Below are 19,162 nucleotides of genomic sequence, written 5' to 3' on the forward strand. Positions count from 1 at the left end.
TTTCGGATGTCCGAGAATGCACAGGCGCCTGAAGAATACGGTGCCGATTCCATCAAGGTTCTCAAGGGTTTGGAGGCCGTCCGCAAGCGCCCTGGCATGTACATCGGCGATACCGATGACGGGTCGGGCCTGCACCACATGGTCTACGAGGTCGTCGACAATGGAATCGACGAGGCGCTGGCCGGTCACGCGGATGCGGTGACCGTCAAGATCCACGCGGATTCCAGCGTATCGGTGCGCGACAACGGCCGCGGCATTCCTGTCGGTATCCACGAGGAAGAGGGCGTCTCGGCGGCCGAGGTCATCATGACCCAGCTGCACGCGGGCGGTAAGTTCGACCAGAACTCCTACAAGGTCTCGGGCGGTCTGCACGGCGTGGGCGTCTCGGTGGTGAACGCTCTGTCGGACTGGCTGGAACTGCGCATCTGGCGCGATGGCAAGGAGCATATCGCCCGGTTCGAACGCGGCGACACGGTCAAGCATCTCGAGGTGGTCGGAGACTCCAACGGCGAGAAGGGGACCGAGGTGCGGTTCCTCGCTTCGACCGATACCTTCTCGAACCTCGAGTATTCCTTCGAGACGCTGGAGCGCCGCCTGCGCGAGCTGGCCTTCCTGAACTCCGGTGTCCGCATCATCCTCGAGGACGAGCGCCCGGTGGAGCCGCTGCGGTCCGAGCTCTACTACGAGGGCGGGGTCCGCGAGTTCGTGAAGTATCTCGACCGGTCCAAGTCGTCGATGATGACAGATCCGATCTTCATGTCCGGCGAGAAGGACGGGATCGGGGTCGAGGTCGCGATGTGGTGGAACGACAGCTACCACGAGACGGTGCTGCCCTTCACCAACAACATCCCCCAGCGTGATGGCGGGACCCACCTCGCAGGGTTCCGGGGCGCGCTGACGCGGACCATCAACAACTACGCGCAGACCAGCGGCATCGCCAAGAAGGAGAAGGTCAACTTCACCGGCGACGACGCCCGCGAGGGGCTGACTTGCGTGCTCTCGGTCAAGGTGCCCGATCCCAAGTTCTCGTCCCAGACCAAGGACAAGCTGGTGTCGTCCGAGGTGCGCCCGGCAGTCGAAGGGCTGGTGAACGAGAAGCTGGCGGAATGGTTCGAGGAACACCCGAACGAGGCCAAGATCATCGTCGGCAAGATCATCGAGGCCGCGCTGGCGCGGGAAGCTGCCCGCAAGGCGCGCGAACTGACCCGGCGCAAGACGGCGATGGACGTGAACTTCCTCGCAGGCAAGCTCAAGGATTGCTCCGAGAAGGATCCGTCGAAGACCGAAGTCTTCCTCGTCGAGGGTGACTCCGCCGGTGGCTCGGCCCAGACCGGCCGCGATCGGCGTACCCAGGCTGTCCTTCCCTTGCGCGGCAAGATCCTGAACGTGGAGCGTGCGCGCTTTGACCGGATGTTGTCGAGCCAGGAGATCGGCAACCTCGTGATGGCGCTCGGCACCGGTATCGGCCGCGACGAGTTCAACATCTCCAAGCTGCGCTACCACAAGATCGTCATCATGACCGACGCCGACGTGGACGGCGCGCACATCCGGACCCTGCTGCTGACCTTCTTCTACCGGCAGATGCCCGAGCTGATCGAAGGCGGCTTCCTCTACATCGCGCAGCCACCGCTCTACAAGGTGACGCGCGGCAAGTCCGAGGTCTATCTCAAGGACCAGGCGGCGCTGGACGACTACCTGATCCAGCAGGGCGTCGAGGGCACCGTGCTGCGGCTGGGCTCCGGCGAGGAAATCGTCGGTCAGGACCTCGCCCGCGTAGTCGATGAGGCGCGCCAGTTGAAGCGCGTGCTGGATGCCTTCCCGACGCACTATCCGCGCCACATCCTCGAACAGGCAGCCATCGCCGGGGCCTTCGTACCCGGTGCCGTCGATGCCGACCTGCAGGGCGTGGCCGACAAGGTCGCCGAGCGTCTGGACCTGATCGCACTGGAGTACGAGCGGGGCTGGCAGGGCCGGATCACGCAGGACCACGGCATCCGTCTGGCCCGCATCCTGCGCGGCGTCGAAGAGGTCCGCACCCTCGACGGTCCGCTGCTCCGCTCGGGCGAAGCGCGCCGCACCGGCAACTTCACCAAGAGCCTGCAGGAGGTCTATGGCGTCGCGGCCCGTCTGGAGCGCAAGGACCGCAACCAGATGATCCACGGCCCGCTGACCCTGTTGCAGTCGATCCTCGACGAGGGGGTCAAGGGTCTGTCGCTCCAGCGCTACAAGGGTCTGGGCGAGATGAACCCCGACCAGCTCTGGGAAACCACGCTGGACCCGGACGCCCGCACCCTGCTGCAGGTCAAGATCGACGACATGTCCGAGGCCGACGACATCTTCACCAAGCTAATGGGTGACGTGGTGGAACCCCGCCGCGAGTTCATCCAGCAGAACGCCCTGAACGTGGAGCATCTGGACTTCTGATTCCCACCTGGAGACCCCATGGCCGCTTTCACTACACGTCCCGAGATCACGGGCACCTTTGGGGTCGTGACCTCGACGCATTGGCTGGCCTCGGCCGTGGGCTTCGGCCTGCTGGAAAAGGGCGGCAACGCCTTTGATGCGGCGGTGGCGATGGGGCTTGTGTTGCAGGTGGTCGAGCCTCACCTGAACGGGCCCGGGGGCGAGGTGCCCGCGCTGATCTACTCGGCGCGGGAGGATGCGGTCAGCGTGCTCTGCGGTCAGGGCGCCGCCCCGCAGGGCGCGACCATCGCGCACTACCGCAACGAAGGGCTGGACCTGATCCCCGGCTCGGGGCTGCTGGCCACGGTCATCCCGGGGGCCTTCGATGCGTGGATGCTGATGCTGCGCGATCACGGCACGATGTCGCTGCGCGAGGTGCTGGAGCCGGCGATCTACTACGCGCGGCACGGTCATCCGGTGCTGGAGCGTGTTTCGCAGGCGATCGAGGGGCTGGCGGATCTGTTCCGTACCGAGTGGACCAGCTCCGCCGAGACATGGATGCCGGGCGGCAATGTCCCGGTCGCCGGCGCCCTGTTTCGCAATCCTGTCCTTGCCGATACCTGGGACAAGGTGCTGACCGAGGCCGAGACTGTCAGTGGGCGCGAGGCGCAGGTGGAGAAGGCGCGCGAGACCTTCTACCGGGGGTTCGTGGCCGAACGTATCGGCGCCTACCTTGAAAGCGCCTGCGTCATGGACGGCACCGGAGAGCGGCGCAAGGGTGTGTTGAGCGCCGACGACATGGCGGGCTGGCAGGCCAATTGGGAAGCACCACTGCGCGGCGACTACGGCGACTGGACGGTCTGCAAGACCGGGCCGTGGGGGCAGGGCCCGGTCCTACTCCAATCGCTCAAGATACTGGAACACAGCGGTATTTCCGACATGCCGCCGCTGGGTGCCGACTTTGTCCACACCACGGTCGAGGCGATGAAGCTGGCCTATGCCGACCGCGACGCCTATTACGGCGATCCCGATTTCTTCGATGTTCCGATGCAGCAGTTGCTGTCCGAGGACTATGCCAGAGCGCGCGCGGGCCTTATCGGTGAAAACGCCTCGCTCGACCAGCGTCCAGGCCGGATCGCCGGGTTGCAACACCTTGCCGAAGCTGCCGTGGCGCAGGCGGGGGCAGAGACCGCCGTGCTGGTCGGGGCGGATGCGGGGGAGCCGACCATGGCGCACCTTGCCAACCGCAAGGGCGATACCGTGCACCTCGACGTGATCGACCGCTGGGGCAACATGGTCTCGGCGACGCCATCGGGTGGCTGGCTGCAGTCCTCCCCGATCATTCCCGGCCTTGGGTTCGCTCTGAACTCGCGCGCGCAGATGTTCTGGCTGGACGAAGGGCTGCCAACCAGCCTCGGCCCGGGACGCCGCCCGCGTACCACCCTGACACCTTCGCTGGCGCTGCACGAAGGTCGCCCGAACCTCGTCTTCGGCACTCCGGGGGGCGACCAGCAGGACCAGTGGCAGCTCATCTTCTTCCTGCGGCTGGTGCATGGTGGCGGCAACATGCAGGAGGTCATTGACGGCCCCCTGTTCCACTCGATGCATTTCACCGGCTCCTTCTACCCCCGTCGCGCGATGCCGGGGCGCATGATGATCGAACCCGCCGCGGGCGAGGGGGTGATTGCCGAGTTGCGCCGCCGCGGGCACGAGGTCGAGGTTGCCGCGCCCTGGTCCGTCGGACGTCTGACTGCCGCGGCGCGCGATGCGGATGGCCTCTTACGAGCCGCAGCCACGCCACGCCTGATGCAGGCCTATGCGGTGGGGCGCTGACTGCGGGCGTGACGGATCGCTTGCACCGACGGCGTCGCCTCGGGTAGCCCTGAGGCGGACGTAATTCCGGGAGGCTCAGGCACATGACCATACTGAACGTCGGGTCGATCAACTGGGACCGTGTTCTGCGCGTGCCTCGCTTCCCCGAACCGGGCGAGACGATGCAGGCCCTGTCGGTCACTGTCGGGCTGGGTGGCAAGGGGTTGAACCAGACCGTCGCGATCCATCGCGCCGGGGGCGCGGTGCGGCAGGTCGGTGCGATCGGCGCGGGTGACCATGCCATCGGGCCGGCGCTGGCGGCGCTTGCCATCGACGATACCTCGGTGGTCGCGGTGGAGAACGTCGAAACCGGCAGCGCGACGATCTTCGTGGACCAGAGCGGCGAGAACCTGATCGTGATCGATCCCGGCGCCAATGCCTGTGTTCCGGATGAGGCGGTCGCGGCCGCAGTGGCGGCCGCCCTTCCCGGCGACTGGCTGCTGTTCCAAAACGAGACCAACCAGTCGGCAACCTGTGCGCGCCTTGCCCGAAACCGGGGCATGAAGGTCGCCTATTCCGCCGCGCCCTTCGTGGCCGGGACCGTGGTGCCCCTGCTGGGCGATGTGGACCTGTTGTCGGTCAACGCGGTGGAGCTGGAACAATTGCGCGCCGCGCTGGGCGGAACCACGCTCCCGCCCGAACTGGCTCTGCTGGTGACCCGGGGGAGCGAAGGAGCGGAATACATCGCGGGTGGCGAAACCGTCGCGGTCGGGGCCCACCGGGTGCCGGTCGTGGACACCACCGGCGCGGGCGACGTGTTTCTCGGCGCCTTCCTTGCCGGGATCGACCGGGGCGAGCCGCCGCGCATCGCGATGGATTTCGCCAATGCCGCCGCTGCCCTGCAGGTGGGTCGCCCGGGTGCGACCGACGCGATTCCGACCGAAACCGAGATCCGGCGCTTCCTCGCGGCACACGCCCTCTGAGCAGCAGTACTGACCGCCGCGCGTGGCCTTGCATGATTGCGGGCCCGCCTGTTCGCTTTTTTTCGTTTTTGGCGGATGTGCCGATAGACCGAAAGAAATTTGTGTACTAACACTTTCGCAGCGGCCTTGGTGGGGGATCAGACCGGCGACAAGGCGGCACGGGGTGCACCCATGAAACGGAGTGAGATCATGACACCGAGAACCATCAAGGTTTCGATCACGGCGCTGAGTGTCGCGCTGATCGGATTCGCGCAACAGGCTGGCGCCGATACTCTGCGCCTGCTGACCTGGGGCGGCTACGCGCCCGAGAACGTCGTCGAGATGTTCGAGAAGGAAACCGGCCACACGGTCGAGGTGACCAAGTCGAACAACGAGGAAATGATCGCCAAGTTGCGCGCCACCGGCGGCGGCGGCTTCGACCTGATCCAGCCCAGCCAGGACCGCATCGCGGGTCCGCAGCTGGAGTTCGGTATCTACAAGCCGATCGACATCTCCAAGATCGACAAGTCGCTGTTCATCCCGTCGATGCTGGACGCCACGATGGCGAACACCACCGTTGACGGCGAGGTCTACGGCGTGCCGCACGTCTGGGGGACCTCGGGCCTCGTGGTCGACACCAAGAAGGCCGCCGACGTCAAGGACTACACCGACCTCTGCAATGCCGACGTGGCGGGCAAGGTCTCGTACCGCCTGAAGCGCCCGACGCTGATCGGCTTTGCCTATGCGATGGGCCTCGACCCTTTCGCGGCCTACGGCGACGAGGCGGCCTATACCGAGATCATGAACAAGGTCGAAGCCAAGCTGATCGAGTGCAAGCCGAACGTCAAAACCTACTGGGGCGGCGGTGACGAGCTGATGGGCCTGCTGCGCTCGGGCGAAGTGGTTGCCTCGATGGCATGGGACACCGGCGGCTGGAAGCTGAACGCCGACAACCCGGACATCACCTTCGTGGCACCGGCCTCCGGCGCACTGGGCTGGATCGACACCTTCGCTCTGCCCGCCAAGGGTCAGGCCGACGATGCCGCCTATGCCTGGATCAACTTCGTGATGAAGCCCGAGGTCGCCGCGCTGATCACCGAGGCTGCCGGGAACTTCACCGCTTCCAAGGGCGCCGACGAGTTCGCCTCGGCCGAGCTGAAGGCCCAGTACCAAGCCTCCTTCCCGCCGGAAGCCGTGGACAACATCAAGTGGTATCCGCCGGTTCCGGCCGGGCTGGAAGCCATCGAAGGCGGTGTGCTGGATCGCGTGCAAGCGGCCCAGTAACCTCCTGATCTGACCGGGCGGCCCCTGCGATACGCGGGGGTCGCCGCCAAGACCCTGCCGGAGCGGACCATGACCCCCGATCTCGAATGCGTCGACCTGATCCGGCGCTTTGGCGAAACAACCGCCGTCGATAATGTCTCGTTCGAGGTGCCGGCCGGTTCCTTCTTTTCCATTCTCGGCCCATCGGGCTGTGGCAAGACGACGATCATGCGCATGATCGCCGGTTTCCTTGACCCGACGAGCGGAGACATCCGCATCAAGGGCAAGTCGATGGCTGGCGTCGCGCCCAACAAGCGCCCGGTGAACATGGTGTTCCAGCACCTCGCGCTGTTCCCGATGATGAACATCGCCGACAACATCGGCTACGGCCTGCGCCGCAAGGGCATGGCCCGGGCCGAGATTGCCCGCAAGGTCGACGAGGCGCTGGAGCGCATCGGTCTGCCGGGTATCGGCAAGCGCAAGGTCGACGAACTCTCCGGTGGCCAGAAGCAGCGTGTCGCGATCGCCCGCTGCATGGTGATGGAGCCCGACGTTCTGCTGCTCGACGAACCGCTCGGCGCGCTTGACCTCAAGCTGCGCGAGCATATGAAGATCGAGCTCAAGGCGCTGCAGGCCGCGTTCGACACCACCTTCGTCTATATCACCCACGACCAGTCCGAGGCGCTGGTGATGTCCGACCAGATCGCCGTCATGAACAAGGGCGTTTTCGAACAGGTCGGCACTGCCCGCGAACTCTACTACCGCCCCGAGAGCGCCTTCGTCGCTGGCTTTGTCGGCGATTCCAACCGCTGGCGGGGCCGTATCGAGCGGATCGAGGGCGGCGAGATGGAGATGCGCACCGAGAGTGGCCTCTCCATGCGCGGCGCCCTGCATGGGCGGCAGCTGAGCGCGGGTGATACCGCCGATATCTTCGTCCGACCCGAGGCGATCCGGGTCGCGCGGTCAGAGACGGAACTGGCGAGTTTCGACAACCGCATTTCCGGCACGGTCTCCAGCCTGCTGTTCAACGGCGCGGCCAGCCGCGTCCTCGTGCAGGGCGGTGATGGCGGCGAGCAGATCGAGGTGACGCTGCCGCAGTCCGGCGAATACGCGACGCTGTCCAAGGGCGATCCCGTCCACATCGGCTGGTCGGGTGAACAGGGCAACTGCTTTCCGGCCGGGGCCGCCTGATGAAGGCCGAGGCGAAACTCGGGTTCGTCCTGCTGCTGACCCCGCTGCTGCTGTGGCTGGTGCTGCTGATCTTCATTCCGCACATCGACATGTTCCTGGTGTCGCTGCGCGAGCGCGTGGGCGTGGGCAAGTACGAGACCAGCCTCGCAAACTACCTGACCTTCTTCCGCGAGCCGCTCTATCTCTGGACCTTTCTGCGGACGGCAGTGATGTCGACCGTGGCCACCGCGATCACGCTACTGATCGCCTTCCCGGTCTCCTACTACATCGCCAAGATCGCCAAGGGCCGTATGCAGTCGGCCCTGTTCCTGCTGTGCCTGATCCCTTTCTACGTCTCCGAACTTGTGCGCACCTTCGGCTGGATGATCCTGCTGCGTGAAACCGGGCTGGTCTCGAACCTGCTGCAATGGAGCGGCCTCGTGGATCAGCCGGTAGAGATGCTCTACAACGACGCGGCCATCATGGTCGGGCTGGTCTATACCTCGATGCTGTTCATGGTGGTGCCGCTGGTCACGACGCTGGAAAGCCTCGACGACAGCGTGATCGAGGCAGGTTACGACCTTGGCGGCAACGCCTTCAGCGTGATGCGCGAGATCGTCATTCCGCACGCCGCGCCCGGCATCGTCTCGGGCTGCATCGTGGTCTTCATGCTCAGCCTGGGCAATTACCTCACCCCTACCATGCTCGGCGGCAAGGACAGCCTCTGGTTCACCCAGCTGATCTATTCGCAGTTCATCGTGCGCTTCAATTGGGAGCTTGGCGCCGCCTTCGGGTTCATGCTGCTGTTCCTGTCGTCGGTCATCGTCTGGGGCATGTTGCGCCTGACCGGCCAGACCCTCGAAAAGACGATGGGGTAGGCCGATGATCCCGACCATCCCCCAGCCCCGTGCCGCCCGCATCGCCTATGGCGCCTACGTCGCGTTGTTCTTCGTCTATCTTGCGCTGCCGCTGACGGTGGTCGGTGTCTTCGCCTTCAACAACGGCCAGTTTCCCTCTCTGCCGTGGGAGGGATTCACCTGGAACTGGTTCTTCGGTGACGAGCGCCCGATGATCGGGGTGTTCCACGAACGCTCGATCCTGCGCGCGATGGGAACCTCGGTCTTCGTGGCCTTCTGCGTCGCGCTGCTCTCGGTTGCGGTGGGGCTCTCCAACGCCTTCCTGTTCAACCGCTACCAGTTCCGCGGCAAGAGCCTGCTCTACGTGGTCATGCTGCTGCCCCTCGTGATCCCGGGGATCGTCCTTGGCATCTCCATCCTCGTCTTCTCCTCCACGGTGGCGAACGCGGCCTGGGATGCGGCCAAGGTCGACATTCAGGCTCTGCGCCCCGGTCTGCCGCTGGTGATCCTCGGTCAGTTCTCCTTTATCGCCACCATCGCGACGTTGGTCATCTCGGCGCGCCTGCAGAAGTTCGACCGCTCGCTGGAGGAAGCCGCCCTGAATCTCGGAGCGGGCAAGCTCACCGCGGTCCGCACCATCACCATTCCCTTCCTCGCCCCGGCGCTGATCGGGGCGATGGTGGTCGCCTTCCTGATGAGCTTCGAGAACTTCAATACCACGCTCATGCTGGTCGGGTCCGACGCGCCGCTGACCATCGCCATGTTCGACCGGCTCAAGGAGGGGTCGACACCGCTTCTGAACGCGGTTTCGCTGCTGCTGATGCTGGGGTCGAGCTTGCTTGCTTTGGTAATGATTCTGTTCCAGAGACGCCGCTAGCGCTGACCCCCAGTGGCCGCGAGAGGGCTTCGGACCGCCTACCCAGCCCAATGAGCGCGGGTCCGCCGCTACCCGGCGATTCCCTGCTTACTTTGGGTTAGTTTTGGTTGCAGAGCCGCCACACTAACGTTGCCCAACGAACACGCCCATTGTGTTGCTCCGGGATTGGGAGCATGTCGTGTGCGTCGCGCGCTGCCCGCGCCAAATTGGAACCCTTAGCCATGTCTGACTTGTTTGTCCTCGCCGCCTTTTCGATCTGCGTTCTCGTGACCTGCCACGCGCTGCTGCGTGGTTGATCGCAAAAAGAACCCGATCGTCAGGACGGTAATTTCCTGAAAGACCGATCAGGGCACTCCCACGGGAGGCCCTAACCAGGGCAGGAAAACTCTTCTTTCCTGCATCGTTAATCGGACGGGGGTGGGCCCAAAACCCACCCTGCTGGTCCACCACGCGCGCCGCGCCGCCGGGCCGCGCGATTGGGGCTTGCATGCGCCCCGTATCTGACCCACAAGCGCGCCCGCCGGGGCACGTCATCGGGCCCCGAAAGCGCGGGGCCGTTGGGCGCGACTCCGCCGAACGGGCTGTGCCTGACCGGGCGAACTGGACCGGGCCGCAGCGAAATACTAGTCAAGAGCAGATGGTGCGGACGTAGAATCCGTGCCCGGCATCGAGAGCAGGAGAGGCAGTCGAGCGTGCCTTCGAACGACACGAAAGACCGTGGCGCCAGAGCCGCCGCGGATATCCGGCCCTTTCAGATCAGGGGCCGCTTCTTCACGGCTGTTTCTTTGCGGCCGGAGAGCGAACAGCAGGACGAGTCCTTCTTCGAAGCACTCGATGACCAGCTTCGCCAGACCCCGCAATTCTTCGCCAACGCCCCGCTGATCCTCGATCTGGAGCAGGTTCCGGGCCTGAACGGCACCGAGGTTCTGCGGCGCATGGTCGAGACGCTGAAACAGCGCAACCTCGCACCCTTCGGCGTCCAGAACGCCAGCGGCGAACAGGTGCGCGCGGCCAGTGACCTCGGGCTGATCAACATCACCACCGGGCAGGATGCGCCGCTGAAGGCCGAGCGTCGCCAGAAGGCGATCAAGGCCGTTCGCCAGACCCCGGCCAAGACCAAGACGATCACGCTTCCGGTCCGCTCGGGCCAAACCGTGATCGCGGACGAGGGCGACCTTATCGTCATAGGTCCGGTCAGCTCCGGCGCCGAGCTGATCGCGGCGGGCAACATCCACGTCTACGGCCCTCTCCGCGGCCGGGCGATGGCAGGGGCACACGGCGACGAGACCGCCCGGGTCTTCTGCACGCGGCTCGAAGCCGAGCTGCTGGCCATCGCAGGTCTCTACCGCACCAGCGAGTCTCTGGCCCCCGAATACGGTCTGCAGAACGTGCAGGCCTTCCTCAAGAACGAGCGGCTCTGCGTCGAGACGCTCGGATAACACCGCAATCGAAACAGGAGCGATCCGTGAGCAAGATCATCGTCGTAACATCCGGCAAGGGCGGTGTGGGCAAGACCACCACCTCGGCCGCCATCAGTGCCGGTCTGGCCAAGCGTGGTCACAAGACCGTTGTCATCGACTTTGACGTGGGCCTGCGCAACCTCGACATGATCATGGGCTGCGAGCGCCGCGTCGTGTTCGACTTCATCAACGTGATCCAGGGCGATGCCAAGCTCAAGCAGGCGCTGATCCGCGACAAGCGGCTCGACAACCTTGCCGTGCTGCCGACCTCGCAAACCCGCGACAAGGACGCGCTGACCCAGGAAGGCGTCGAGGCCGTCCTGAACGAGCTCAAGGAAGAGTTCGACTACATCATCTGCGACAGCCCCGCCGGCATCGAACGCGGCGCGCTGATGGCGATGTACTACGCGGACGAGGCCATCGTGGTCACCAACCCCGAGGTCTCCTCGGTGCGTGACAGCGACCGCGTGCTCGGCCTGCTGCAGTCCAAGACCCATCGCGCCGAAGAAGAAGGTGCCGAGCCGATCAAGGCGCAGGTGCTGATCACCCGCCACGACCAGGCTCGCATCGACAAGGGCGAGATGATGACCGTCGAGGACGTGCTGGAAATTCTCGCCGTTCCGCTGCTCGGCATCATCCCCGAGAGCCCGGCTGTCCTGCGTGCGTCGAACATGGGCGTTCCGGTCGTGCTCGACGATCCGTCGGCGGCGGCCTCCGCCTATGAAGACGCGGTGGCGCGGCTGGTCGGCGAACAGGTCGAAATGAAGATCGGCGGCGAACGTCGTCCCGGCCTGATCTCGCGCCTCTTCGGTCGGACGGCTTGAAAATGTTTGGTTTCTCCCTCAAGCCCCGCAAGCCGAACGCGGCGCAGACGGCCAAGGACCGCCTGCAGATCCTGCTGGCCCACGAGCGCAGCGGGGCGAGCCCCGACTGCCTGCCAGAGCTGCAGCGCGACATTCTCGAAGCGATCCGCAAGCACATGAAGATCGACCGCGACGCCATCGACATCAAGATGGAGCGCGGCGAGGGCCTCTCGAGCCTGGAGATCAACATCGAGTTCCCGGCGGACCAGCGCAAAGCCTGATCCCTTCGCCCCGCGTCACGCGGGGCGAATTTCGCGGCGTCATTTTCCGCGCCATCGTTGCCTTTGCCCGGCGATCTGTGGTCTACGCCTGACGTGTCGCGGCGCCCTTGCCGGCCTGTCGCGGCGACGACAAGGAACCGCGCATGTCCGACAGCAGACAACCCAGCACGCCCGAGGGCACCGGCCACCCGCGCCACGACCTCGTTTCGGCGACCGAGTTCCGCGATGGCATGGCGCATCTTGCAGCGGCCGTGAACATCGTGACGACCGGCACGCTGGACGATCCGGTGGGGTTCACCGCGACCTCCGTCTGCTCGGTCTCCGACGCGCCGCCGACCCTGCTGGTCTGCGCCAACCGCGAGCGGTCCCTGGCGCAGGCGTTTCTCGACAACGGCCACCTCTGCGTGAACACGCTCGGTGCGCAGCACCGCGATCTTGCCCTGCTGTTCGGGGGTGGCACGCCGATGGCCGAAAGGTTCGCTCAGGCCCGGTGGGAACTCTCCGCCGACAATGTGCCCTACCTGCCCGACGCGGCGGCGACCTTCCACTGCCGGATCAGCCAGAGCCAGATCATCGGCACCCACGCGGTGCTGTTCTGCGAGGTGCGGCAGGTGACCCGCACGCCCGGCACCGATGCGCTGGCCTATTTCCGCCGCGCCTTCCACGAACTGCCGGACCGGTAAACCGCGTCAGAATGGCAGAACCTCAGGCTGCGGTTCTTCCTTCAGGACCACCATGGTCGAAGTCTCGGTGACCGCAGGGATCGACTGCAGCACATCCCGCACGAAATCGCCCAGTTCCTCGAGGTCGCCGACCCAGACCCGCAGCATGTAGTCGACGTTGCCGGCCACGAGGAAACACTCGGTGATCTCGGGCCGCGCCGCGACTGCCGAAAGGAAATCGCGCGTGCCCTCGGGTCCGTGCCCCGACAGCCGCACCATGATGAAGACGCTGATATTGAGCCCGAGCCGCGCATTGTCGAGCGTTGCGGCATAGCCCCTGATCACGCCGTCGTCCTCGAGGCGTTTCACCCTGCGCCCGCAGGGGGTCGGCGAGAGGCCGACCCGGTCCGCGAGGTCGAGGATTGATATCCGCCCATTGCGGCGGAGTTCGCGCAGGATGTGCCGGTCGATCTCGTCAAGGGCTGCCATGATTCACCACGATTTCCGCCAATGGTAGAGATAATTCGCGCCACCTGCTAAAACCGCAACGCAAAATGCAGTCTTTCGCCGCGCATTCTGCGTTATCATGACCTCATAACAACGAGACGAGCGACACTGCTTGCCGGAGGTACCGATGACGCGACCCGCCTTTGCCCGCTGGCTTTCGCAGACCAACGAGGTAACCAAGACATTTCTCGCTGCCGGTCAGGTCCCGGACCTGATCAACTTGGCGGGCGGGTTGCCCGAACCCTCGGTCTGGCCGGTGGACGAACTGGCCGAGATCGCGGCCTCGGCGGTGCGCGACCATCCGGGGCAGTCGCTGGCCTATCCCCCGATCGGAGGTCTTCCCGCGCTGCGGAGCCTCATCGCCCGCAAGTATTCCTCGGACGCCCTGCCGCTCACCCGCGACAACGTCCTGATCACCTCCGGTGGCATGCAGGCGCTGGACCTGATCGGCCGCGTGCTGCTGGAGCAAGGGAGCCCCGTCGCGGCGCAGAGCCCGGCCTATCTTGGCGCGCTCGATGCGTGGCGGCCTAGCCTGCCGACCTATCTCCCGATGGATCTGGAGGGCGGCGATTTCGATCCGCTGCCCGCGATCTCCGGGGCACAGTTCGCCTATACCGTTCCGAATTTCTCTAACCCAACCGGGCACATCGTGGACACCGCGATGCGGCGCAGGCTGGTGGAGGCCGCCGAACAGACCGGGACCTGGCTGGTGGAAGACGATCCCTACGGCGCGCTCTATTATGACTGCGATCCGCTGCCGAGCATGATGTCGATGGCGGGGAGCGGCAACGCCTATGACGGGCCGGTGATCTACCTCGGGTCGCTGTCCAAGGAGGTGGTGCCGGGGCTGCGCATCGGCTGGGCCATTGCCGCCCCCGAGATGATCGACGCGCTGACCGTGGCCAAACAGGGGACGGACATGTGCACCAGTGGCCTGTCCCAGCGGATTGCCTACGAGACCTTTCATTCGGGCCTCGCCGACCGCATCCTGCCCAACATCCTTGCGACGTACCGCGCCCGCCGCGATGCGCTTTGTGCCGCGATGACGGCAGAGCTGTCGGACCTGTTCACATGGGAGGTTCCCGCCGGGGGCATGTTCGTCTGGGCCCGTGCGCGCGATCCCCGCATCGACACCGACGACCTGTTGCAGGCCGGGATCGAACGCGGGGTCTGCGTGTCTCCCAGCAGCGTCTTCGACCCGCTGGGACAGGATCATGGCGCGATCCGGATCAACTTTACCCTGAACCCGCCCGAGCGCTTGGCCGAGGGCGTCAGGCGCCTGCGGGCCACCGTAACCGACCTGCTGGCAAAAGCCGCCTGAGCGGTCAGATACCCTGCTGGACGCGCGCCTTGCGGGTACTCGAGAACTTCATTCCGGGCGCGGCCAGCTTTTCGCCCGGGCCGATCCAGGCATAGGCAAGCAGGCATGGGTCCCATTCGCCCGTGGTGATCCTGTGTTCGTCGCCGGGGCTGTTCAGGATCAGCGAGCCGGGGGCATAGACGGCCCCGTCATTCTCGGACCAGGCGCCCGACACCGAGATGTAGCTCTCCTCGATGTCCTGATGGCTGTGTTGCGGGTAGGTAGTGTTCGGCGCGAAGAGGACGAAGCCAAGGATCAGCTTGTCGGATCGCACCGGTCCCTGCGGTCCCATGACCTCGCAATAGGCGTACTTCTTGGCCAGGGACTTGGGCACCTTCTGATAGCCATACTCCCAAGTCAGCCGGTCAGACACCCGCTCCAGCGCCCGGCTGAGCCCCTCCATTGTCGTCCGCGCGCCAAGGTCGAAGGCGCGCGGAAGGTGTGCGGTCACCGGTTTGATCTCCGGCTCCCGCAGCACGATCTCGGGGTTGGACGCGACCACCAGCGCGAGCGCGTCGCGCACCCGTTTGCGATGGGCTCGGATCGCCTTGCTGCCCCCGGCCGAGCCATACCGGTACAGCGTCTCGAACTCGCGCAGCAGGTAGACCCAGTTGGGACTGTCGAACAGGCGCTCCGGTTCGGGAACGAGGTCGACGGCTGCGCCGAGGCTGTAGGGTTCGCTCATCGCGGGGGTCCTTTGTCAGATCAGGCGAGGTCCGGCGCGACCGGGACGACGATACGCCCACGAATCTTGCCTTCGAGGAAGAGGGGCGCGGTTTCGATCACCTTGTCCATGGGCACCTCGGTGATCATGCTGTCGAGCTTGTCGAGGTCGAGTTCCTCGGCCAGCAGCCGCCACGCCTCCATGCGCTCCTCCCTCGGGCACATCACGCTGTCGACGCCAACAAGGGTGACACCGCGCAGGATGAAAGGGGCCACGCTGGCGGGCAGGTCCATGCCGGCGGCCAGGCCACAGGCCGCGACCGCGCCCCGGTATTTGATCGCGGCAAGCACGTTGGCCAGCACCGTGCTGCCTGCCACGTCAACCGCCCCGGCCCAGCGTTCCTTGCCCAGCGGCCGGCCCGGTGCCGAGAGTTCCGCTCGGTCGACGATGGACGAGGCGCCCAGCCCGGTCAGGTAATCGGTTTCGCTGGTGCGCCCGGTGACGGCCGCCACCTGGTAGCCCCGCTTGGCGAGGAGGGCGACCGCGACACTGCCGACGCCACCAGCCGCACCGGTGACCACGATCTCGCCCTTCTCGGGGGTGACGCCCTGACGGTCCAGCGCCATCACGCAGAGCATCGCGGTATAGCCCGCCGTACCGATCGCCATCGCCTGCTTGAGCGAGATGCCATCGGGCAGGGGGACGAGCCAGTCGCCCTTGACGCGGGCCTGACCTGCGAGGCCGCCCCAGTGCTTCTCGCCAACGCCCCAGCCGTTCAGGACGACCCGGTCACCGGCCTTGAAGTCGGGATGCGCGCTCTCGGCGACGATCCCGGAAAAGTCGATGCCCGGAACCATCGGAAAGCTGCGCACCACGGGCGAGGCCCCGGTGATCGCCAGCGCATCCTTGTAGTTCAGGGTCGAGTAGGCGACATCGACCAGCACATCGCCTTCGGGCAGTGCATCGGGCGAAACCTGGGTGAGTGTGACGGACTGCCCTTCTTCGGACTTGTCGATCTGGATTGCGTCGAACATGGAACCTCCTCCTATCCTTCGATCAGTGTAATGAAACCGTCCGCGAACCGGCGCAGCGCCTCGGGCGAACGGTCGAGCTTGGCCCGCAGAACCGCCCCCTCCCATCCGATCCAGAAGAACGCGGCCAGCGCGGCGGGGTCGTGGTGCGGGGCGATCTCGCCCGTCTCGCGCGCCTGCCCGAGGCAGGTGGCGGTGCGCCTCTGCCAGTCTTCGAGCACACCCGACAGCCGGGCGCGGAACGGTTCGGGCAGCGCGCCCATTTCCTGCCCAAGGTTACCGACAAGGCAGCCGCGCGCGAATTGGTGTCGCGCCATGCCGGCTTCGGCATCGCGCATGAATTCCTTGAGCCGCATCACCGGGGCAAGCGTCTCGTTCAGGAACCAGTGGTCAAGCTTGGCGGAAAAATAGTCGTGGTAGGCATCGACCAGTTGCAGGCCGAAGTCCTCTTTGGAGCGGAAGTAGTGATAGAAACCGCCCTTGGGCACATCGGCATCCCGCAACACCTGGTCGATGCCGACAGCCGAGTAGCCCTTTTCCGTCAAGTGAATCAGCCCGGTCCGGATCAGCCTGCGGCGCGCTTCTGCCTCGGCAGGTGCCTTGCGCGGGCGGCCTCTCGGGCGGGAATCCGGGGTGGGTTGCGAGCTCATGGAGAATTATTAGACAGGTCCGTCTAATAAATGAAAGCGAAATCTTGAGCCATCGTCGCAGGTTTCAGATGAGGTTCGAGATCTCGATGAGATTACCATCGGGATCGCGCAGGTAGAGCGACAGGATCGGCCCGGTGGCGCCGGTCCGGCGCACCGGGCCTTCCTCGACTGCGATACCATGCCCGGCGAAGTGAGCCTGCCAGTCGGGCAGCGGTGTGGCCGACAGGAAGCAGAGGTCGGCGGTTCCGGGACCGGGGCGCGCGGCCTTTGGCTCATACTCTTTCCCGGCTAGGTGCAGGTTGATCTTCTGACGACCGAACCCCAGCGCGTTGCGGGTGCTGCCATCGGCCGGATGGAACACCTCGTGCGCCATGCCAAGGACCCCGGTGTAGAAGGCAATGCTTGCCTCCATGTCGGAAACGGTCAGCACCAGGTGGTCCAGGGCGGTGATCTCGGGCATTGTGTCCTCGGAATTCGGGCAGGAGATCGGGCGATGAAAGCAGATTTGGACACGGTGGAGAAGACCGCTGACGGGATGGACCCGGGCCATGCGGCGGCACTTCAGGTCGCTCTGGGCCAGTCGCCCGATATCACCACCGGATCGTCCCTCCCGCCCTTCTTTCACCAACTCTACTTCTGGACGCCGCAGCCGCCAGACCGGCTTGGCCGCGACGGGCATCCTCGCGTGGGGCAGGGCCTGATCCCCGACATGGGCCTGCCCCGGCGCATGTGGGCGGGCGGACGGCTGCGCTTTCACCGCCCCCTGCTGGCGGATGTTCCGGCCGAGAAGGAAAGCCGGGTCGAATCCGTCGAACGCAAGGAAGGTCGCAGCGGGCCGCTGGCCTTCGTGACCCTGGCGCACCGGGTGATGCAAGAGGGCGCCGTCACCGTCGAGGAGTGGCAGGACCTCGTCTATCGAGAGGATCCCGATCCCGCCGCGCCTGCGCCGGTGCCACCCCGCGCCCGCACGGATGAGAGCGAGGCCCGCGAGGTGTCTTTCGACAGCACCCTGCTGTTCCGCTACTCGGCGCTGACCTTCAATGGCCACCGCATCCACTATGATCTCGACTATGCCCGCGATGTCGAAGGCTATCGCGGGCTCGTGGTTCACGGTCCGCTGCTGGCGCAACTGCTGATGCTGATGGCGACCGATATCCTCGGGCCGCTCGCGACTTTCAGCTTTCGCGCCTACTCGCCTCTGATGCACTTCGAAACGGCAGAGCTGTGCCATAAGGATGGCGCGCTCTGGGTGCGCGGCCCGGACGGGCGGCAGTGCATGACGGCCGAGGCCACCGCCTCAGAGTGAGGCCTCCGGGCGGAAGTCGTCGGGAATCGCGTCGCGCCCTTCCAGAATGAGGTCGGCCATGATCTCGGCAACCTTCGGGGCCATGCCGAAGCCGATCTTGAACCCGCCGTTGGCAATGAACTGACCCGGGTGCAGCGGGTGCACGCCAAGCATCGGCGCTCGGCTTCTGGCGCGGGGGCGCAGACCCGCCCAACGGGAGATCACCTCGGCGCCGTGCAACAGAGGCATGGCGTTGACCGCCCGCGCGATCAGGTCGTCAAGCTGGGCGTCGGTCCCGGTGGGGGAGTCGTAGTCGCGTTCGCTGGTGGACCCGATGGCGGTCGTCCCGTCCGCATGCGGGATGATGTGGATCGCCTCGGCAAAGAGCTGGGGCGCGCCGGGCCCGGCGTCATGGCGCAGCAAAGCCGCCTGCCCCTTTATGCCACCGCCGACGTTTTTCCCCATCGTCTGCGAAAGCTCGATCAGCCCGGCCGCCCCGGTGGCGTGGAGCACCTGACCACGGTCCTCGCCAACCGCCTCGACCTCGACACCGCGCACGGCAAGGGCCGCGACCAGCGCCTCGGTGGCGCGGCGGGGGTGCAGGCGGGCGGTCAGCGTGTCGTGGATGACGAACCCGGTAGGCGAGGGCGGGCACCACGGTCCGGCCTCGCCTGCGGGCAGGACGCGCCACGTGGCCCGATCCTGCCAGAGCTCTTTCGCCGTGCGCTCGCGCGCATGAGCGAGGTCCAGCGCCCGCGCGTCCGCGATCGGTTGCAGCCGCCCGGTGCGCCCATAGCCGGAAGAGACTCCGCCCGCCTCTTCGACGGAGGCCCAGAACCCTTCGGCAGAAAGCAGGCTGTCGAGCTGAAACGCCTTCTTGGCGTTCCAGTTCTCTGGCACATGGGGGGCCAGCGCGCCGACCAGCCCGCCGCTGGCACCGGCGCCGGCCCCATGCGGATCGACCACGCGCACACGCGCCCCGCGCCGGACGCAGGTCCAGGCGATGGACAGGCCGAATATACCGGCCCCGCGTATGGTGATGTCGGCCATTGCCAAGGAAGGTGCCTTTCGCCAGTGTCGCGCCGGTTACGGCGGTGATAGAGCATCGCGATCCG

At 65.8% G+C, this 19,162-nt stretch carries 19 protein-coding genes; 13 read left to right on the forward strand and 6 right to left on the reverse strand.

Features of this window, described 5'->3' with window-relative positions:
* Positions 1-6 precede the first annotated feature (6 nt).
* The 11 genes from gyrB (at position 7) to DDT93_RS10235 (ending at position 12,571) form a co-directional block, all read left to right on the forward strand.
* Positions 7-2,424, forward strand: a complete 2,418-nt coding sequence (gene gyrB / locus DDT93_RS10185; protein WP_109465677.1) for a DNA topoisomerase (ATP-hydrolyzing) subunit B — start codon at positions 7-9, stop codon at positions 2,422-2,424.
* 18 nt (positions 2,425-2,442) lie between these two features.
* Positions 2,443-4,236 (forward strand): gamma-glutamyltransferase family protein, encoded by a 1,794-nt coding sequence (locus DDT93_RS10190; protein ID WP_109465678.1) that lies wholly within the window; start codon positions 2,443-2,445, stop codon positions 4,234-4,236.
* Between the two features lie 83 nt (positions 4,237-4,319).
* A complete protein-coding gene (locus tag DDT93_RS10195; RefSeq protein ID WP_109465679.1) occupies positions 4,320-5,198 on the forward strand; it encodes a ribokinase in 879 nt (292 codons plus the stop codon).
* A 189-nt stretch (positions 5,199-5,387) separates the two neighbouring features.
* Positions 5,388-6,461 carry an extracellular solute-binding protein gene (locus DDT93_RS10200; protein WP_109465680.1) on the forward strand — a complete coding sequence of 358 codons (1,074 nt, stop codon included), beginning with the start codon at positions 5,388-5,390 and terminating at the stop codon, positions 6,459-6,461.
* 69 nt (positions 6,462-6,530) lie between these two features.
* On the forward strand, positions 6,531-7,631 hold the full coding sequence (locus DDT93_RS10205; RefSeq protein ID WP_109465681.1) for an ABC transporter ATP-binding protein: 1,101 nt from the start codon (positions 6,531-6,533) through the stop codon (positions 7,629-7,631).
* A complete protein-coding gene (locus tag DDT93_RS10210; protein ID WP_109465682.1) occupies positions 7,631-8,488 on the forward strand; it encodes an ABC transporter permease in 858 nt (285 codons plus the stop codon). The genes DDT93_RS10205 and DDT93_RS10210 overlap by 1 nt, the downstream gene beginning before the upstream one ends.
* A 4-nt stretch (positions 8,489-8,492) precedes the next feature.
* A complete protein-coding gene (locus tag DDT93_RS10215) occupies positions 8,493-9,344 on the forward strand; it encodes an ABC transporter permease (RefSeq protein ID WP_109465683.1) in 852 nt (283 codons plus the stop codon).
* 692 nt (positions 9,345-10,036) lie between these two features.
* Positions 10,037-10,783, forward strand: coding sequence for a septum site-determining protein MinC (minC, locus tag DDT93_RS10220; RefSeq protein WP_109465684.1), 747 nt, complete (start codon positions 10,037-10,039; stop codon positions 10,781-10,783).
* Between the two features lie 26 nt (positions 10,784-10,809).
* Positions 10,810-11,628 carry a septum site-determining protein MinD gene (gene minD / locus DDT93_RS10225; RefSeq protein ID WP_198654813.1) on the forward strand — a complete coding sequence of 273 codons (819 nt, stop codon included), beginning with the start codon at positions 10,810-10,812 and terminating at the stop codon, positions 11,626-11,628.
* A 2-nt stretch (positions 11,629-11,630) separates the two neighbouring features.
* Complete coding sequence (gene minE, locus DDT93_RS10230; protein ID WP_109465686.1) at positions 11,631-11,888, forward strand: cell division topological specificity factor MinE; 258 nt, start codon at positions 11,631-11,633, stop codon at positions 11,886-11,888.
* A 143-nt stretch (positions 11,889-12,031) separates the two neighbouring features.
* On the forward strand, positions 12,032-12,571 hold the full coding sequence (locus DDT93_RS10235; protein ID WP_109465687.1) for a flavin reductase: 540 nt from the start codon (positions 12,032-12,034) through the stop codon (positions 12,569-12,571).
* A gap of 6 nt (positions 12,572-12,577) precedes the next feature.
* Here the strand turns inward: DDT93_RS10235 and DDT93_RS10240 are convergent, their stop codons facing one another.
* Positions 12,578-13,039 carry an Lrp/AsnC family transcriptional regulator gene (locus DDT93_RS10240; protein WP_109465688.1) on the reverse strand — a complete coding sequence of 154 codons (462 nt, stop codon included), beginning with the start codon at positions 13,037-13,039 and terminating at the stop codon, positions 12,578-12,580.
* A gap of 145 nt (positions 13,040-13,184) precedes the next feature.
* Here DDT93_RS10240 and DDT93_RS10245 point away from each other — a divergent pair, with 145 nt between their 5' ends.
* Positions 13,185-14,378 carry an aminotransferase-like domain-containing protein gene (locus DDT93_RS10245; protein ID WP_109465689.1) on the forward strand — a complete coding sequence of 398 codons (1,194 nt, stop codon included), beginning with the start codon at positions 13,185-13,187 and terminating at the stop codon, positions 14,376-14,378.
* Positions 14,379-14,382: 4 nt separating this feature from the next.
* Here DDT93_RS10245 and DDT93_RS10250 read toward each other — a convergent pair whose 3' ends face one another.
* The 4 genes from DDT93_RS10250 to DDT93_RS10265 form a co-directional block, all read right to left on the reverse strand.
* A complete protein-coding gene (locus DDT93_RS10250) occupies positions 14,383-15,102 on the reverse strand; it encodes a dimethylsulfonioproprionate lyase family protein (protein ID WP_109465690.1) in 720 nt (239 codons plus the stop codon).
* A 20-nt stretch (positions 15,103-15,122) separates the two neighbouring features.
* Positions 15,123-16,115, reverse strand: coding sequence for an acrylyl-CoA reductase (NADPH) (gene acuI, locus DDT93_RS10255; RefSeq protein ID WP_109465691.1), 993 nt, complete (start codon positions 16,113-16,115; stop codon positions 15,123-15,125).
* Positions 16,116-16,126: 11 nt separating this feature from the next.
* Positions 16,127-16,762 carry an acrylate utilization transcriptional regulator AcuR gene (gene acuR / locus DDT93_RS10260; protein WP_109465692.1) on the reverse strand — a complete coding sequence of 212 codons (636 nt, stop codon included), beginning with the start codon at positions 16,760-16,762 and terminating at the stop codon, positions 16,127-16,129.
* A 64-nt stretch (positions 16,763-16,826) separates the two neighbouring features.
* Positions 16,827-17,222 (reverse strand): VOC family protein, encoded by a 396-nt coding sequence (locus tag DDT93_RS10265; protein ID WP_109465693.1) that lies wholly within the window; start codon positions 17,220-17,222, stop codon positions 16,827-16,829.
* A gap of 33 nt (positions 17,223-17,255) precedes the next feature.
* On the opposite strand from DDT93_RS10265, the gene DDT93_RS10270 reads away from it, so the two are divergent.
* On the forward strand, positions 17,256-18,068 hold the full coding sequence (locus DDT93_RS10270) for an FAS1-like dehydratase domain-containing protein (RefSeq protein ID WP_109465694.1): 813 nt from the start codon (positions 17,256-17,258) through the stop codon (positions 18,066-18,068).
* Here DDT93_RS10270 and DDT93_RS10275 read toward each other — a convergent pair.
* Entirely contained in the window at positions 18,060-19,097 is a 1,038-nt protein-coding gene (locus tag DDT93_RS10275) for an NAD(P)/FAD-dependent oxidoreductase (RefSeq protein WP_109465695.1), read from the reverse strand. The genes DDT93_RS10270 and DDT93_RS10275 overlap by 9 nt on opposite strands.
* Positions 19,098-19,162 lie beyond the last annotated feature (65 nt).

Origin of the sequence: Albibacillus kandeliae (assembly GCF_003116585.1) — a bacterium.
GTDB classification, from domain to species: Bacteria; Pseudomonadota; Alphaproteobacteria; order Rhodobacterales; family Rhodobacteraceae; genus Albibacillus; species Albibacillus kandeliae.